At 51.0% G+C, this 17,519-nt stretch carries 16 protein-coding genes; 4 read left to right on the top strand and 12 right to left on the bottom strand.

Annotated elements, in window-relative coordinates:
• Positions 1 to 110: 110 nt before the first annotated feature.
• From GPK83_RS07840 to GPK83_RS07810, 7 genes are all read right to left on the bottom strand, one after another.
• Positions 111 to 1,967, bottom strand: a complete 1,857-nt coding sequence (locus GPK83_RS07840; protein ID WP_215704470.1) for a DUF5702 domain-containing protein — start codon at positions 1,965 to 1,967, stop codon at positions 111 to 113.
• Positions 1,968 to 2,135: a Flp1 family type IVb pilin gene (locus GPK83_RS07835; protein ID WP_015552887.1), complete on the bottom strand. Its 168-nt coding sequence runs from the start codon at positions 2,133 to 2,135 to the stop codon at positions 1,968 to 1,970. It lies immediately after the preceding gene.
• Between the two features lie 95 nt (positions 2,136 to 2,230).
• Positions 2,231 to 3,457 (bottom strand): immunoglobulin-like domain-containing protein, encoded by a 1,227-nt coding sequence (locus GPK83_RS07830; protein ID WP_215704469.1) that lies wholly within the window; start codon positions 3,455 to 3,457, stop codon positions 2,231 to 2,233.
• A complete protein-coding gene (locus GPK83_RS07825) occupies positions 3,454 to 4,200 on the bottom strand; it encodes a type II secretion system F family protein (protein WP_252196273.1) in 747 nt (248 codons plus the stop codon). Before GPK83_RS07825 ends, GPK83_RS07830 begins: the two co-directional genes overlap by 4 nt.
• Positions 4,181 to 5,419: a CpaF family protein gene (locus tag GPK83_RS07820; RefSeq protein WP_117513448.1), complete on the bottom strand. Its 1,239-nt coding sequence runs from the start codon at positions 5,417 to 5,419 to the stop codon at positions 4,181 to 4,183. The genes GPK83_RS07825 and GPK83_RS07820 overlap by 20 nt, the downstream gene beginning before the upstream one ends.
• The gene (locus GPK83_RS07815; protein ID WP_015552884.1) at positions 5,407 to 6,423 is read right to left on the bottom strand and encodes a ParA family protein; all 1,017 of its coding nucleotides are present in this window, start codon (positions 6,421 to 6,423) and stop codon (positions 5,407 to 5,409) included. The genes GPK83_RS07820 and GPK83_RS07815 overlap by 13 nt, the downstream gene beginning before the upstream one ends.
• A 94-nt stretch (positions 6,424 to 6,517) precedes the next feature.
• Positions 6,518 to 6,901 (bottom strand): hypothetical protein, encoded by a 384-nt coding sequence (locus GPK83_RS07810; RefSeq protein ID WP_117513450.1) that lies wholly within the window; start codon positions 6,899 to 6,901, stop codon positions 6,518 to 6,520.
• 564 nt (positions 6,902 to 7,465) lie between these two features.
• Here GPK83_RS07810 and GPK83_RS07805 point away from each other — a divergent pair.
• The 4 genes from GPK83_RS07805 (at position 7,466) to glgB (ending at position 11,495) form a co-directional block, all read left to right on the top strand.
• Positions 7,466 to 7,801, top strand: coding sequence for a metalloregulator ArsR/SmtB family transcription factor (locus GPK83_RS07805; protein WP_215704468.1), 336 nt, complete (start codon positions 7,466 to 7,468; stop codon positions 7,799 to 7,801).
• A 179-nt stretch (positions 7,802 to 7,980) separates the two neighbouring features.
• Positions 7,981 to 8,211: a YaaL family protein gene (locus GPK83_RS07800; RefSeq protein WP_117471201.1), complete on the top strand. Its 231-nt coding sequence runs from the start codon at positions 7,981 to 7,983 to the stop codon at positions 8,209 to 8,211.
• Positions 8,212 to 8,216: 5 nt separating this feature from the next.
• Entirely contained in the window at positions 8,217 to 9,554 is a 1,338-nt protein-coding gene (locus GPK83_RS07795; RefSeq protein WP_215704467.1) for an alpha-amylase family glycosyl hydrolase, read from the top strand.
• 3 nt (positions 9,555 to 9,557) lie between these two features.
• Positions 9,558 to 11,495, top strand: a complete 1,938-nt coding sequence (gene glgB / locus GPK83_RS07790; protein WP_215704466.1) for a 1,4-alpha-glucan branching protein GlgB — start codon at positions 9,558 to 9,560, stop codon at positions 11,493 to 11,495.
• Positions 11,496 to 11,741: 246 nt separating this feature from the next.
• On the opposite strand, the gene GPK83_RS07785 is transcribed toward glgB, so the two are convergent.
• From GPK83_RS07785 to glpK, 5 genes are all read right to left on the bottom strand, one after another.
• Positions 11,742 to 12,101, bottom strand: a complete 360-nt coding sequence (locus GPK83_RS07785; protein ID WP_015552878.1) for a DUF1667 domain-containing protein — start codon at positions 12,099 to 12,101, stop codon at positions 11,742 to 11,744.
• Between the two features lie 3 nt (positions 12,102 to 12,104).
• The gene (locus GPK83_RS07780; protein WP_215704465.1) at positions 12,105 to 13,373 is read right to left on the bottom strand and encodes an FAD-dependent oxidoreductase; all 1,269 of its coding nucleotides are present in this window, start codon (positions 13,371 to 13,373) and stop codon (positions 12,105 to 12,107) included.
• Positions 13,374 to 13,390: 17 nt separating this feature from the next.
• Positions 13,391 to 14,827: an NAD(P)/FAD-dependent oxidoreductase gene (locus GPK83_RS07775; protein WP_215704464.1), complete on the bottom strand. Its 1,437-nt coding sequence runs from the start codon at positions 14,825 to 14,827 to the stop codon at positions 13,391 to 13,393.
• 213 nt (positions 14,828 to 15,040) lie between these two features.
• The gene (locus GPK83_RS07770) at positions 15,041 to 15,754 is read right to left on the bottom strand and encodes an MIP/aquaporin family protein (protein ID WP_117513458.1); all 714 of its coding nucleotides are present in this window, start codon (positions 15,752 to 15,754) and stop codon (positions 15,041 to 15,043) included.
• Between the two features lie 187 nt (positions 15,755 to 15,941).
• Positions 15,942 to 17,438 (bottom strand): glycerol kinase GlpK, encoded by a 1,497-nt coding sequence (gene glpK, locus GPK83_RS07765; RefSeq protein ID WP_117513461.1) that lies wholly within the window; start codon positions 17,436 to 17,438, stop codon positions 15,942 to 15,944.
• Between the last annotated feature and the right edge of the window lie 81 nt (positions 17,439 to 17,519).

The raw sequence follows: 17,519 nt of genomic DNA, 5'->3' as shown, positions 1-17,519 counted from the left end.
CCTTCATAGTTACAATCAGGAATCTATTCCAGATCGGCTGCGCCGATGGGATTTTTGTCTTCCAGATTATGTTTTCTTACAGTCAGATGATGGGGGCTGTTTCCACAGCATTAATACGATCCCGCCACATACACAGTTCCCTTATATTCCTCTTTCTGAAAAAACATATGCTTCTGCAAAACCTCCGCCTCGATCTCAATCTGGTATGCGCAGTTCGCCACTGAGAAATCCGCCTGTTCCGTCCGGATATTCCACTGGATCAGATCCATCATCCGGAAATTTCTTGTTTTCCGATCCATGAGAAAGATCAAGCAGCTTAAATACTCCGTATATGTTCTTCCATCCCCGGAGCATTCCCCTGTCTCCTTCAAAAACGACTGATCCAACAGCCCGGAAAGACAGGTCTTCCAGGTTCCTTCTGTCTTCCAGAACGGTATCTTTCCGCCCGCCAACAGCATTTTTACATCCAGCACTGCCTCCCCGAACGCCCACAGCGTTAGGATAAAAAAAGACAACGCCATCTGCGCTGGTACGATTCCCACCGACACTGCTGCCGCCAGGGCATCCGCCTCCGCCTTTTTATCCGGAGAATTCAGCAAAAACAGTAAGTTCATTGCTCCTCTGAGTGTAAGTACCTGGTTCACAGCATCCTTTAAGTTTTCCCGGTCCGATTTTTTCCCTGCAAGAAGATATTCCATCTCATATCGCAATGCCGATGGTTCTGATTCATTTTCTTTTAAGAATGAAGCGAAATACAGCGGAACATATGCATTTACAGCCATCTGTCTCGATGCCGCCTCCAAAAGCCCGGTTCCCTCTGTATCTGAGCTTTCCGTATCATTCTGATATTTCGACGCGGACGGAATTCCTTTTAAGGAAACAGCGTTCTGCGAGATCGCCGTTCCGGCAGGAAGAAGAATATCCAGCAGTTCTTTGTCAAAAAGCTCCTCCAGGCGGTCCAATGCAGCCGCTTTCTTCTTATCCTTCGGCCCAGAATCCACTGACTCCAAGTTCTCCATCTCCTCCACGCACTGACTGATCTGCTCCCATTCTGTTTCTTCCTCCTCTTCATCCTCCGCATCCGATTCCATATCGAGAAGCCCGCATGCCTCCTCCAGAAGCTCCAGGTTCCGCTCGGTTTGCGTTTCATTCTGCAGATATCCATCAAGCCGCTCCTTTGCGCTTTTGACCACCTCATTACATGTTGATATTTCCTGTCCCAATGTCCCGGACGCTGTCTCGTCTTCCAACTGTCCGGAATCCATTTTTTTGTTCTCTGTTTCCAGGCGCTCCAGTTCCTTCTGAAACTGTTTCACCAGACCCGGAAATCCTTTTAGTTCCCGCTTTAAAACAGCCGCATGCCTCTTAAATGCAGCCGCTCTCTCTTCATCTGCCGCATCGCAAAGCTTTTCCCGAGTTTCTTCTATCGTCTTCAGTGACTTTTCAACCGCCTGCCCCGCCTTTTCCAGCCTGCGCACCGAACGCCCGGATCCGCAGCAGGAATCATACAGAGTATGGAAGTCTCCCGCTTTCTTTACCTGCTCCGCTTCCTTCAAAACCCCGCTTCCGGACACTGCAAGCTCCGGGAGACGGTACTTCATATAGGCAGCGATCTCCTCCTCAAGCCATCTCCCATTCTCATCCACCATACGGGACATTCCGGAGAGTGTTACGTTTTTCCGTCTTGCCGGATACATATTTGCCTGTTCCAGATAGAAATCGAGATAGCGGCCGAAGGTCTCCTTGATCGCCGCCTCCGATTCATATTCCAGAAATAGGAGCTGATAGCGATCCCATAAATTTCGGTTATAGTAACTCATCACCGATGACACCGCCGAATCCGATGCCATCCGAAGATACAGTCTCGCTCCCGCCGTTCTCGCCGATTCCACAAGTCCTAGGACAAGCGACAGCACACATATCAGCGTCAGACTCAGAAAAACCGTAATCTCTCCCCGGTACCTCATCTAATATACCTCTTTCGCCTGTTTGTTGATCTCCGTAAAGATTGCCGTCAAAAGCTTGTTGATCTGGGTCTTAAACACAATGACAAGTCCAATGAGCACTACGAGGATCAGAACCACCTCAATAACTCCAACGCCATCTTCTTCCATAAGAAATCTCTTCAACTGCATACATACACCTCCCATATCCCTTCTGGATCTTCTCATTCCTGCCGCAGGCATTTTCCGCCGTGCGGCTAAAACATAAAGGATCCTTTTTTCAGTCTCTACAGTGACAAAAATGCCGGTGCCACCACCATGACCATCACAACTCCCAGCATGAGAAACATCGGGATCAGAAGCTTTGTGGACGCCTCCTCGCCTTTTCGGAGCGCAAGTTCTTTTCTCTGACGGAATGCCGTCTCCATCTCCTCCTCGAGAAGCCGCCTCAGATCTTTTCCTCCCGTACTCACACTGTTTCCGAGCAGGGACGCAAATTTTATATAGCATCCCAGACCGATCCGCCGTCCAAACTCCCCGTATGCCCGGATCTCAGGTGTCCCTGTCTCCATCTGGTTCAAGGCAGTCCTCATCTCCCGATATACTGGATGGAGAAGCACTGTATTTTTGCTCTCTGCATCCACGACCTGCTTTTTCCATGCCTGGCGGACCGGATAACCGGCCCCGGTCAGAACCACAAAGTCCGACAGCAGCTCCGGATAGTCCAGGATCATCCGGTCTTCCCACTGCTTTTTCGCTTCCTTTGCGTCACTCTTTTCCTTCAGGAACAGACATAGCGCCGCAGCGATCCCCAGAAAGATCAGTCCGCCGTTTCCGCATCCATCTGCCGACCGATAATGGAGAGTTCTCCCGTCAAAAGTTTCTGGAAGCACCACCTGTCCTGTCTCCAGATCTTTCTCCGCAAGCTTCCCCAAAAACGCGGAAAATGTTTCTCCCAACGTCTCGGTCTCTGGAAACACCGTCACAGGAATCTCCACCCAGGTAACCGAAGATCCGTTCATAAGTCCTGCCCGCAGAGTCACCGTTTTCCCGCTCTCAGGCATCTCAGATCCGATCAGTCCCATATCGCTCACGGTCTCGGGGTCCCCGGACTCCCATTCAACAGAAAGTCCATACTTTACGAGGGTCCTGGTAAGGTTCAGGTCACTCTGTACCTTCGAAAGAGACGAATTTCCCCCTAATATCTCCCCCTTCAGGTACTCCATGATCCCTGGAAGTTCTCTCTGAACCTCCGCGTCTGACATTTTCCTCTCAGGAACCGTGACTTTCACCTGTTCCTCCCCGTTTTCCAGGCCTTCCACCAGAAGCTCATACTGCCGGTCCCCGCCGCCATACTCATTTCGGGCGAGAACCCCGTCACGGACAGGATCCCCTATTTCTCCTACCGCCTCCGATAACCCGTAAAGCACAAAACCAGAGAGCACACATGCCGCATACTTTCCATACTCGTTTCCGTACTCGTTCAACCTGCCTCTTCGCGTTTTTTCTCTCATATTTCGATCTCCAGGAAATAATCAGCCAGCCAGCATGAAGCAAGATAGACTGCAAGGCAGACCGTCATCAGCATCCGTCCGATCAGCGTTGTATACAGAATCCCAAAGAACCCCGGTGACGTCAGCTCAATGTAGATTACGATCAAGACGGGAATCCCACTCATGATCCTTTGCTCCATGCGTTTTGATGCCGTTGCCGTCAGGATCTCCTCCTGGATCCGGATCTTTTCCCCGATGATCTCTGCGGTCCTGGTGATGATCCGCATCAGTTCTCCGCCGCTTTTTCTCGCCGCAAGAAACACGTCCGCAAAATTTTTCACATCGTCCAGGCCGCTTCTCGCCGCAAAGTCCCCCAAAGCATCCTCAAATGTCAGATTCATCCGGACCTTTCGCAGGATCAGCCGGATCTCCTTCGCGATCATGGAATCGCTCCCGTGGATCTCCTCCATCTCCTTTAAGCTCACCGCAAACGCATTCTCCACCGAATACCCCGCATTCAGCCCTGATGCCACTGCGAGGATCGCGTCCTTAAACTCTCCCCGCAGTTTTTCCATCCGCCTCTGCTTCAGCTTTTTCTTTAAGGCCAGCGGAAACAGGATCCCCGCCGGAAAAATAAGCAAAATCAAAAGAAAACTCCGGTAAAACACATAATCCAGCACCGCTGCCAAAAGAATTCCTTCGGCCCCGTAAAGCACCCACTCCCTTCGGCTCAGCGTATACGTCTCATACTCGATACCCTGCAAGTCTGAGTTTTTCCCGGTGCTTAAGCGTTCCGATCTGCTCAAGACTTCCTTCCACTTTCCCTGTATTTCCGAAACCGTCTCCTGCTTTTTCCGCTTCACGGAAGGTAAACAGGGGATTGAGGATGATCTCGCCGTTTTCAAATCTGTCCACCTCCTCGATCGCCGTTACTTTTCTCGTCTTGTCCCGCATTCTTGACACATGGACCATAATGTCCACCGCCGACGCGATCTGGCTCCGGATCGCCGCCAGCGGCAGATCAGCTGCCATCAGCACCATAGTCTCAAGCCTGGACAGCATATCCTTCACACTGTTGGCATGTCCGCTGGAAAAGCCGCCGTCATGTCCTGTGTTGAGGCTCTGTAAAAGGTCCAGCGCCTCTTTTCCACGCACTTCACCGATAATCAACCTGTCCGGCCGCATACGAAGGGCCGCCCGGATCAGCTCCCCGATCCCAATAGCCCCGGCACCTTCCGCATTGGCTTCCCTCGTCTCCATCCGCACCAGGTTTTCGATGTGGTTTAACTGCAGCTCCGCTGCGTCCTCGATCGTGATCACGCGCTCACCGGGCGGGATAAACTCTGAGAGTGCATTCAAAAAGGTCGTTTTTCCCGCTCCGGTTCCGCCGCTGACGAAAATGTTGTACCGCGCAGCTACAAGTGTTTTTAAGAGGTCCGCGGCTTCCGGGGAAATACTTCCATAATCCAAAAGGCGCTCCATCGTCATTGGCTCCGGGAATTTCCGGATCGTCAAAATCGGACCGTTTAACGCTATCGGCTCCAACACCACATGAACTCGGGATCCGTCTGAAAGCCTGGCGTCCGCCAGCGGCATCGACGTGTTGACGATACGGTTCACACTGCTGACGATCTGCTGGATCAGATCTTCCAACTGCTCCCTGGATTCGAAAGACTTTTCCCACCGCCCGATCTTTCCCCCTGTCTCTACGAATACCTGGTCCGGCCCGTTCACCATGATCTCCGTCACCCTCGGATCGTCCACCAGCTCCTGCAGGATATCCAGACGTCTGAACGAATCAAAGAGTTCCCGGTGAAGCTTCAGACGCTCCCCAAGTGTCTGCGGGAATTCCTCCGGCTGTTCCTCCATACAGGCATCCATCCTCCGATCGATAAGCTCCGCGATCTCCTCGTCCGACATCTGCCGGTCATATGTCATCTCTGCCAGGATCTGCTCCCGCAGCATCTGTTTCAGCTGTCCCATAAGTTCCTCTGTCCTTTCAGCAGGCTCCTCACAAAATCACCCATATCCCCCCACAGAAGTTCCTGGGGAAAATGCTCCATTCTTCTCCCGCCGGTCACCATCGGCACATGGATCTTCTGGATCTTTTCCATGACCGCGCCGTTTCCCACTGCCTCCAGGTATTCCTCAAACTCCCGCATTTTCTCTGCAGAAAACGGGTCCTCCCGGATCGGCGTGTAGATCACCTGGCATTTTTCCAGTAACGGCAGCGCATCCCGCCCGTAATCCCCCACATCGAGAACCAGCGTCGTATAATTTCCTTCCTGCAGGATCCGTTCCAAAAGATCCGCCATCTCCTGCACCGACAGCTGCGTATAGTCCTGTGGAATGCGGATCGGCGGGATCCACGCCATGTCCCCCAGATAATAGACGATAGAATTCAGCCGGATCACATGAAAACGATCCTGTTTATAGTAGTAGATGAGGTCAGAAAGATCACGTTTCCACCGCTCATTTAAGAGTCCTGTAAACCCCGTAAAGGTATCCAGTGTCACAAACAGGACCTTCTCCTCCTTAGCAAGGATCTGTCCGATTGCTAACGCCAGGCATGTCTTCCCGCATCTTCCGATGGGCGAGTAGACTCCGATGATCCGCCTGGACTGCCCCATAGCTCCGGCAGTATTGGGCCTGATCCCCGGAATCTCACTGTAGGCAGCCATCACCTCCCGGATAATATCGTCCCCGGATTGGAACTTATAGATCTCCTTTCCAGAATCCATCTGCTTCTCTGTCTCCTCAGACATATAGATCTTCTGGGCCGACGGGATTCCGGAAATATCCCCGGAATCCGTCCGTTCCCCCGAGAGCAGAACGTCGATCTCATGCTTTTTCGCGTACTCCGCCAGCTTTTCCTTTGAAGTAAAGGCCTGGGCGGTAAAAACTCCCTTTTCCTTTCGGTTTACATAATCAGACAACCGTTCCGCATACCTGGTATCCGCGTCATAAACCGCTATCAGCTTTTTCATGTCTTCTCATTTCCTTTCCCCCGCCGGAATCAGACTCCGGCATACGTTCAATCAGACCGCTAAGCAGTCCTGTAAGATATGCGTTCCCGTCTCTTTACTGGATCAGTAAAAACAGACAGTACCCCGCAAACAGATACGGCCCCAGCCGTAAAAGACTTTCTTTTTCAAAATACCCCGGATATTCCGTAAGCCGCCCTTTCATTCCCGTCTCCACCGCAAATCTGGCGGCCCGCTCCAGGCGGAACCAGACAGTTCCCTGCTTGATCATCCGGTAAGACGCCGCTGCGGCAGCAAAGACCATTCCAAGACCAATTACAAGCATGCCATCCCAGACTCCCAGAAATCCAGTGACTACTCCCATAAGCTTGATATCCCCCGCGCCGATGGTCCGGCACAGGAAAAACGGGTAAAAGACCGCGCATGTCCCCACAAACCGCAGGATAAATGATCCAACCTCGATAAACGCCAGAGTCACCAAAGGCTGCGCCCCCGACGACTTGTTGCTTTCTACAAAAGCAAGGACTATTCCAGCCGCGATCCCTGCTATGATCTGAATGTGAAAGATCTTTCCTTTCTTTCAGTCTGTCACCGCTGCAGACAGCAAAACTGCAAACAATACCACGATAAGATCACCTCCCGCACAGCCATCTTTTCCAATCACCTTCCCCCGGAGAACAGAATTCTCCCGAAAGGATCAAAAAAGAGCCTTTTCCCAGTTACTGCAATTCAAAAATCAATACGTTACACGGATTTCATGCCCTGAATCCGGGCATCCGGCGAAGCTGCCGGTCATACATCTGCTATCTAGAAATGAAGAACTCATTTCTGAATGTGCCCCTATTATCTCTGAATTTTGGCCGAAAGTCAATTTCAGTTTCGTAAAATCAAGGTGCCATTTTTCGTCAAATTTTACCAAAAAATATTATGTCGCCCATCATTTTCCAGAAATGTTGAACAATTCATTGACGCAATTCAGGAAAAATGGTAAAATGCAATTAAGTTTAAATTTTTAAACCAAAACATTCCGGAAAGGAGAGAATTCATGATCGCAGAAAATCTTCTGGGCGATATCTTTGAAGAGTGCATTCCTTTATTTATTGCGCTCGGTGACCGAACAAGACTGACGATCCTGCAGTGTCTCTTTGAGACGCAGACCACTGGTGAAGGACGGATCCCCGGCTTAAATGTCAACGAGATCACGGACCGGACAAGTCTCTCCCGCCCTGCTGTCTCTCACCATTTAAAGATCTTAAAAGATACCGGCCTGATCAATGTTTTAAGAAAAGGCGTGTGTAATTATTATTATCTCACAAACAAAAGCGCCATCGACAAGCTCGGTCGTCTGAAAGAAGAGCTTGAAAAATATCCGGAATCCTGAATATTCCGGGTGAATGATCCTCATACTACCAATTACAGAAACTTCTGGTTTTCTCCACAGACAGACGCGCCGCGATCCGGCAAAGCCTATCTGTGAACAAAATTCGGCAAAACAGCCTTCGGCCGCCTGAAACAGACTGCTGTTGGCACTATCCGTAAAGGAATTGGGGTATGATATTTATGTTTTTTTCGAAAAAAAATGCTTCCAAACAGGCTTACCGCCGGGAAACAAATGAACTGAAGCGCCAGATCGAGCTCAGCAAAACGGCGATCTTATCCGCCCAGAACCAGTTCGAACAGGTCGTTGACCCGACCTTAGTCGACTGCTATATCTATGAGCTGAACGCCGCGCAGCTCCGGTATCAGTTTCTTCTCCGCCGCCTGAAAAAACGGGAGCTTCAGGAGGTCTGATAACCATGCATACCTGGTACGAACAGGCTGTCTTTTACCATATTTATCCCCTTGGACTTTTGGGGGCAGAAAAAACAAACACGCTCACAGAGACCGCCCACCGGCTCACGGAGCTTGAGTCCTGGATCCCGCATATCAGCGACTTAAATGGCTCCGCGATCTACATCGGACCGCTCTTTGAGTCCTGCACCCACGGCTACGATACAAAAGATTTCCGTCTCGTGGACCGCAGACTTGGTTCCAACGAAGATTTTGCCCGTTTTGTGCGCCTCTGCCATGAAAACGGAATCCGCGTTGTGGTGGACGGCGTCTTCAACCATACCGGACGTGAGTTTTTCGCTTTCCAGGATATCCGCGAAAAGCGGGAAGCTTCCCCGTATAAGGACTGGTACCGCGGCGTAAACTTCGGCTGGGGAAGCCCTTTGGGTGACCCATTCGGCTACGAGGCCTGGCAGGGACATTTCGAGCTCCCCTGCTTAAATCTCTGGAACCCGGAGATCCGCCAGTATCTGTTCGACTCGATCCGGTTCTGGGTCGACAACTTCAATATCGACGGGATCCGCCTGGACTGCGCGAACGTCCTGGATTTCGGGTTCATGAAAGAGCTCCGGGAAAAGACCTCCGCCATGAAACCTGATTTCTGGCTCATGGGCGAGGTGATCCACGGCGAATATAACCGCTGGGTGAACCCGGAAATGCTGCATTCCGTGACAAACTATGAGCTTCACAAGGCGCTCTACTCCGGTCACAATGACCACAACTACTTTGAGATTGCCCACAATGTGCGACGTCTGGAGGCGGTGGGAAGATCGCTTTACACCTTTGTGGACAACCACGACGAGGACCGGATCGCAAGTAAATTAAACAACCTGGCAAACCTGTTTCCGGTGTACCAGCTTCTCTTCACTCTCCCCGGAATTCCTTCTGTCTATTATGGAAGTGAGTGGGGAATTGAAGGAAAGCGTTCCAGAACATCCGATGAGGTCCTTCGCCCGGCACTCAACCTGTCTGACATGCTTGGAAAAGCTCCGGAGCTCGCGTCCCACATCGCGGCACTCGGAAAAATCCACACAGAAAATGACGCGTTCCACAACGGCTCCTACAAGGAACTTCTCCTCACGAACCGCCAGTATGCTTTCAGCCGGTCCGGGGAACATGGAACCGTGATCTCCGCTGTCAATAATGATGAACAGCCGGCATCCATCTCGATCCCGCTGCCATGCGCAGCCTCAGATGTTGTATCCCTGCTGCCCGGAGAGATCCCATTCTCCCTCGAAAACGGCAGACTTTCCGTCACGCTCCCGGCAAACGGCGGCGCGATCTTTAAACTTCAGGAGGTTTAAGTGATGACAAGAACAAAGAAAACCACAGCTCCTGCCAAAACAAAGGAGATCGGTCTCGGTTTCATCACCGAACTGGACCGGTATCTCTTCGGACAGGGGACCCATTATAAAATCTTCGAAAAACTTGGTGCACATCCAAAGACTTATAAGGGGAAAGCCGGAATGTATTTTGCCGTCTGGGCTCCCCACGCAAAGGCCGTCGGTGTTGTGGGCGATTTCAACGGCTGGGATCCGGACGCCGCACCGATGTCCCCGTTAGCTGACTCCGGAATCTACGAGGCGTTTATTCCCGGCGTCGGTCTCGGAGAACTCTATAAATTCGCGATCACCACACAGGAGGGAATGATCCTGTTCAAGGCTGACCCGTATGCGGTCCATGCGGAATTCCGTCCGGGAACCGCTTCTATCACAGAAGACATTAACGGCTTCAAATGGGATGACGCAGCCTGGATGGAGACAAGAAAAAAAGCTGATCCTGTGAAATCCCCGATGGCAATCTACGAGGTCCATCTCGGTTCCTGGCGCAAGAAAGACCGTCCACAGAAGGAAGGTTACTATACATATATGGAAGCTGCCCACGAGCTGGCTGATTATGTAAAGAAGATGGGCTACACCCACGTAGAACTCATGGGAATTGCGGAACATCCATACGACGGTTCCTGGGGCTATCAGGTTACCGGCTACTACGCGCCGACTTCCCGTTACGGCACTCCAAAAGAGTTCATGTACTTTGTGAACTACCTCCACAAAAAAGGGATCGGTATCATCCTTGACTGGGTTCCGGCCCACTTCCCGAAGGATGCCCACGGACTTGCCGACTTCGACGGTCAGCCGCTCTATGAATACGCAGATCCGCGAAAGGGCGAGCACCCGGACTGGGGCACAAAGGTCTTCGATTACAGCAAAAATGAGGTCAAAAACTTCTTGATCGCTAACGCCCTCTACTGGGTAGAGAACTTCCATGTTGACGGTCTCCGCGTAGATGCCGTCGCGTCCATGCTGTACCTGGATTACGGCCGCAGCGATGGAAACTGGGTTCCGAATAAGTACGGCGAGAACAAGAACCTCGAAGCCATCGAGTTCTTCCGCCATTTGAACAGTGTCCTCACCGGACATCTCACCGGTGCCATGATGATCGCTGAGGAGTCCACCGCATGGCCGGGTGTCACAAAACCGCCGGAAGAGGGAGGTCTCGGCTTCACCTTCAAGTGGAACATGGGCTGGATGCATGATTTCCTGGAGTACATGAAACTGGATCCATATTTCAGAAAATTCAACCACAATAAGATGACATTCGGCATCACCTACGCCACCAGTGAGAATTATATCCTGACGCTGTCCCACGACGAGGTCGTTCACCTGAAGTGTTCCATGATCAACAAGATGCCGGGCTTAAATGGTGACAAATTTGCGAATCTGAAAGCAGGATACACCTTCATGATGGGGCATCCGGGAAAGAAGCTCCTGTTTATGGGCCAGGATTTCGGTCAGTATCATGAGTGGGATGAGAAGGTTTCCCTCGACTGGTATCTCGCCGACGAGCCGCTTCACAAAGACCTGCAGAAATATTACAGCGACCTGCTGCATGTATACCAGAAATATCCGGCACTGTGGCAGATGGATTCCGACTGGAACGGTTTCCAGTGGATCAACGCCAACGATGGTGACCGCAGCATCTTCAGTTTTATCCGCCGTGATGAGACGGGCAAGAAGAATCTCTTATTCGTCATTAACTTTACACCGGTTGCACGCGACGATTACCGGGTAGGCGTTCCGAAGTCCGGAACCTACTCCCTGATCCTGGATTCCGAGCATGGGCTCTACAAGCGCGGCGAGCATGCATTCTCCGCCCGCTCCAAGAAGAGCGAGTGCGATGGCCAGCCATACTCCTTTGCGTATCCGCTGCCGGCGTACGGGACTGCAATCTTTAAGTTCAACTAAAAATATATATTTTGCAAGTAACACATCCGTCCTGAATCCACTAAAAACAGGTTCAGGACGGATGTTCTGATTTTCACAAACAGCACACCCAGATACATATTTTCAGGAAATTCTGACACATGCAGCTTTGTTGCAATTTCCCACATAAAAAGGAACTGCCCGACTTCCATTCTCCTCAGAAAACGGTAAGCGGACAGCACCTCAATCATCACCTATATTTCTTGCATTTATTGACCTTACTTACTCTTACTCCACGTTCTTCGTCGCCACAACATCAACTCCCGTTCCGGCAACGTCCTTCATGATCACATCCCCGATATGCACCGGAGCAGCAACCTCGACTGTCTTTAACGCTTTCACACAGTCAAAGATCTTTCCCTTCGGGATATCTTCTTTCGTCTTCACCGACACCATGTCGATACTTCCGCCGGATACCCGGACTGTGGAAGTCACGATCCTCGTCGGGTTTGTCACTTCTTTCCGTCCATAGATCTCGCCGCGCTTACAGGTATTTCCCGTCACGCTTACAACCTCACCGCCGTCCATCGTTACGACAAGAGGACAGCCCATCGGACAGCCGATACATGTTAATCTTCTTTCCTCCATCGTCTATGCCTCCTCGATTTTGACCGTGATCGTCTCAAGATCCGGATATTTCAAAAGATCTGCCTTTTTGAATTTCAGTTCCTCCATCTCCCCCGGTGCCACGACCGGACGTTTTCTGTGGATCACACGCTCGTCACCGAAATACGCACTCACATAGCAGTTCTTATAAACACCACCCACGCGGAAACGAACGGTCAGCTCCTCGTCCATTCTCGCCGGATCGATGGTTCCCGGAACTGTGTAGCGCACACCTTCAGTCGGATTTAAGACGATCTCATGTCCGCCGGACGGACGGTTCTCGCCCTGTTTCACATAGGCCGCCGCATTCTTTCCGGCAATCGCCGCCTCCTCAGATACAAAATCCACGAGATCATGGACATGAAGCACATTTCCGCAGGCGAAAACACCCTCAATATTCGTCTCAAGACTTTCATTGACCTTCGGTCCGGATGTCACCGGGTTCATGTCCACGCCCATTCCCCTGGATATCTCATTCTCCGGGATCAGTCCGACGGAGAGAAGCAGCGTATCACAGCTGTATTCCTCTTCCGTTCCGGGAATCGGCTTTCCTTTTCCGTCTACCTGGGCCAGTGTAATTCCTTCCAACCTCTCTTTTCCCTTGATGTCCACCACCGTATGGCTCAACTTTAGCGGAATTCCATAATCATCGAGACACTGGACGATATTTCTCTTTAATCCGCCGGAATACGGCATCAGCTCCGCAACGACTTTAACCTTCGCACCCTCAAGCGTCATTCGTCTCGCCATGATGAGTCCGATATCTCCGGAACCTAAGATCACAACTTCGCGTCCCGGCATATATCCCTCAATGTTTACAAGCCTCTGAGCCGTACCTGCAGAGAAGATTCCCGCCGGTCGATATCCGGGAATATTTAAAGCGCCTCTCGACCGCTCTCTGCATCCCATTGCGAGGATCACTGCCTTCGCCCGGATCTCAAAGAGACCTTCCTCCCGGTTCATGGCCGTCACGATCTTCTGCTCACTGATATCCATGACCATGGTATTCAGTTTATACTCGATATTTAATTCTTCTGCCTGTTTAATAAACCGTCCCGCGTACTCCGGACCCGTGAGTTCTTCCTTGAAGGTGTGGAGTCCAAAGCCGTTATGAATGCACTGGTTTAAGATTCCGCCTAACTCCCTGTCACGTTCCAGAATCAGAATACTCCCGATTCTGTTTTTCTTCGCGGAAACTGCAGCGGCAAGACCCGCCGGCCCGCCTCCGATGATCACAATATCATACGATTTCATGCTCTGACACCTCCCTTTTATAACGAATCCTTATTGATTCCCTTGACGATCTGCGAGTTTCCGCCGGATTTTGTGATCTCAAACATGCTCTTATGGCATTCTCTTGCAAGGATCTCCATAGTTCTCGGGGAACAGAAGCCTGCCTGGCAGCGCCCCATTCCGGCTCTCGTTCTGCGTTTTACTCCGTCTAAGGATTTTGCACCTAAAGGTCTTCGGATCGCATCAATGATCTCACCTTCCGTGATCATCTCGCATCGGCAGATAATATTTCCGTACTCCGGTTTTTCCTTAATTAACCGGAGCCGTTCTTCCTTGCTTAAAGTATTCGGGTTCAGAACGCCTTTTCTCGTCGCGATAAAGTTCTCTTTTTCCCTGAGATCCATCTTCTCTTTCAGGATATCCGCCACCATCTCACCGATCGCCGGGGAGCTTGTCAGACCCGGAGACTCGATTCCCGCACAGTCGATAAAGCCTTTCGCGTCCTCCAGCTCACCGATCAGGAATTCATGTCCATCCTCATGGGCACGGAGTCCTGCGAAGGAAGTGATCACCTGACGCATCGGAATGTTCTTCACATTCATCTCTGCCTTTGTGATAACCTCATTTAAGCCCTCTCTCGTCGTGTTCGTTCCCTCTTTATTCTCGATATCGATCGCTGTCGGTCCCACCAACAGATTTCCGTGGACCGTCGGTGTCACGAGAACGCCTTTTCCGTATTTTCCGGGAAGAGCAAACACCGTATGGCTCACATGATTTCCGGCAGTTTTATCGAGCAGACAGTAATCTCCACGTCTTGGGGTGATATGGATCTTCTTGTTGCTTACCATGTTGTGGAATTTATCCGCGTAGACACCCGCCGCGTTCACGACATACCGCGTCTTATACGTGCCCTTGCTTGTCCGGATCTCCCAGCCGTCTTCCACCGGTCTTAAGTCGGTGACCTCCGTATCAAAATGGAATTCTACTCCATTCGCGTTGGCATTTTCCGCCATCGCGATATTTAAGTTAAACGGACATACGATTCCTCCCGTGGGCGCATAAAGAGCTGCACATGCCTCATCGGAAATATTCGGCTCCATTGCCCGAAGTTCTTCCCGGTTTAAGATCCTTAAGCCCGGAACTCCGTTTGTGATTCCTCGTTTATAAAGAGCTTCAAGCCCCGGCATCTCGTCTTCATGCAGGCAGACTACCAGTGAACCATTTCTCTTAAACGGAAAATCCAGGTCCTTCGACAGTTGTTCCATCATTTCATTTCCGCGTACATTGAGTTTTGCCATCAGGGAGCCTTCTGCCGCGTCATAGCCCGCGTGGACAATGGCGCTGTTTGCCTTGGAAGTACCGCAGCAGACATCCTCCTCTTTCTCCAGCACGCAGATTTTTGCCTGATAGCGCGACAATTCTCTCGCAGATGCTGCCCCGGCTACTCCTGCTCCGATTATGATCACATCATACATTTACCGTTCACTCCTTTACATCCTGTCTCTTTTAGAAGTTTTCCGCCATATCCCACAACCTTGGGAATCCGGCAGCGTCCGTCCTTGAGAGAAAAGAGCCCGCCAAGTAAACGCATACCCTTATGCGGTTATCCTGTCAGGCTCTCTCATCTCATGCCATAATTATCTGATTGTTAAGCTGTACTGCACCGGGCACAGCCCTCTGTTTTTATCCTACCACGGGATTGCTCCATAAAGGAGAACCGCCACGATTGCACCGATGATCGGTCCAACGATCGGAACTACAAGACCGTAAGAGAAGTTGGAATCGCCTTTGCCCTTGATCGGAAGGACTGCATGTGCAAGACGAGGTCCTAAGTCTCTTGCCGGGTTGATCGCGTAACCGGTAAGTCCGCCGAGGGACATGCCTACGGAAACGATGATTCCGAATACGAAGAGTTTATCAACACCTGTGGAAAGTCCTGTTACATTGCCAATACCTTTGATCGCGAAAACGAGGATAAATGTACCGACTGCTTCGCTTAAAATGTTTAATCCAGTGTTCGGGATCGACGGACCTGTACAGAATACGCCAAGCTTTGTTCCCGGATCTTCTGTAGCGTCAAACTGTCCCTTGAAGAGCAGGTAAACGATCGATGCGCCGACAAATGCACCTGCCAGCTGTGCGATCACATATCCGGGCACCATAGACCATGCGAAACTTCCGTCAACCGCAAGAGCGATCGTGAGTGCCGGGTTAAAGGATGCGCCGGAAGCTTCTCCGAAGATAAATGCCGGCACCAGAACCGCAAGGCCCCATGCCAGTGTGATCTGGACAGCTCCTGCACCTTTCATTCCGGACTTGTTGAGGTTTACGTTTGCAACAACACCATCACCGAGGATGATAAGCATCATGGTTCCAAGAAACTCTGCAATATAAGGCAGCATAAAAAATCCCCCTTTTTGTTGTTTTAGTCATCTCCGGCTTTCGTTCCCCTCAAAAGCCGGAGACAGTTTTCTGTTTTTTCAAAACTTTCTGTTTTGTTCCCACAACTTCGAGTAATCATTCCATTCAAGTCCGTTCTCCGCAAGCTGTAATTCTTACCCGAAACCTTTTCCTCATTTTATATCTCGTTTAGTCTTCCTTCGCCCATCCGTAAGCGTATTTCACAGCCTTATTCCAGCCTTTGATCCGTTTTTCTCTCTCAGCGGCTTCGATCTTCGGCTCGAAGGTCTTATCGATTGCCCAGTTCTTGATGACGTCTTCCTTGCTGCTCCAGTAACCAACTGCGAGACCTGCAAGATAAGCAGCACCCATAGCTGTCGTCTCTACGCACTGTGGACGGTTCACCGGCGCGTTGATGATATCGGCCTGTGTCTGCATTAAGAAGTCGTTGGCACTTGCGCCGCCGTCAACCTTAAGAGCCGCAAGCTCGATACCGGAATCTGCCTTCATCGCTTCCAGAACATCGTTTACCTGATATGCGAGGGATTCCAGAGTCGCGCGGATAATGTGGTACTTATTGACACCACGGGTGATTCCTACGATCGTTCCGCGCGCGTATTGATCCCAGTGCGGAGCTCCGAGACCTGTGAATGCCGGTACAACATAGCAGCCGTTCGTATCCTTTACTTTCTTTGCCATGTACTCGGAATCCGGTGCGGAATCGATAATTCTTAACTCATCGCGGAGCCACTGGATCGCAGCGCCTGCAACGAAGATAGAGCCCTCAAGAGCGTAGTTGACTTTTCCGTCTAAGCCCCATGCAATTGTTGTAACAAGACCATTCTTTGAGAAAATCGGCTTCTCACCGGTGTTCATCAACATGAAGCAGCCGGTTCCGTATGTATTCTTTGCCTCGCCAGGATTGAAGCAGGTCTGTCCGAACAGTGCGGACTGCTGGTCACCAGCAGCTCCTCCGATCGGGATCGGTCCGCCGAGGTAAGACGGATCTGTCTCTCCGTAAATGCAGCTTGACGGCTTCGGCTCCGGAAGAATACACTTCGGGATATCGAGTTCCGCTAAGATCTCATCATCCCACTGCAAAGTATTGATATTGAAGAGCATTGTACGGGATGCGTTGGAATAGTCTGTGACATGAACCGCACCCTTTGTAAGTTTCCAGATCAGCCATGTCTCAACCGTACCGAATAACAACTCGCCCTTCTCCGCTCTTTCTCTCGCGCCCGGTACATTGTCAAGCAGCCATTTTACCTTTGTGCCTGAGAAGTATGCATCGATCACGAGGCCTGTTTTCTCTCTGAACTTGTCGGTCAGGCCTTTTTCTTTTAAGGTGTCGCAGTATTCCGATGTTCTGCGGCACTGCCAGACGATCGCGTGATGGATCGGCTCTCCGGTATTCTTATCCCAGACGATCGTTGTCTCACGCTGGTTTGTGATACCGATCGCCGCGATGTCCTCTGCGGTGGCACCGATCATGTTCATCGCCTCTACGGCAACACCCAGCATACTTGCCCAGATCTCGTCTGCATCGTGCTCTACCCAGCCCGGCTTCGGGAAGTACTGGGTAAACTCTCTCTGCGCTACACTGCACATCTCACCTTTTTCGTTGAACAGGATACACCTGTTGCTGGTTGTCCCCGCGTCGAGTGCCATTACATACTTTGCCATACCAATTCCTCCTTCAATATAGTTTTTCCCATGCTTTATCTCAACTGCCCTTTTCCCGGCGTTGAAACTGCTTGTGTTATC

Origin of the sequence: Clostridium sp. MCC328 (assembly GCF_018785465.1) — a bacterium.
Taxonomy (GTDB): Bacteria; Bacillota; Clostridia; order Lachnospirales; family Lachnospiraceae; genus Pilosibacter; species Pilosibacter fragilis.
Note: the sequence above shows the minus strand (reverse complement) of the source record. Positions and strands in the feature narration are given on the sequence as shown.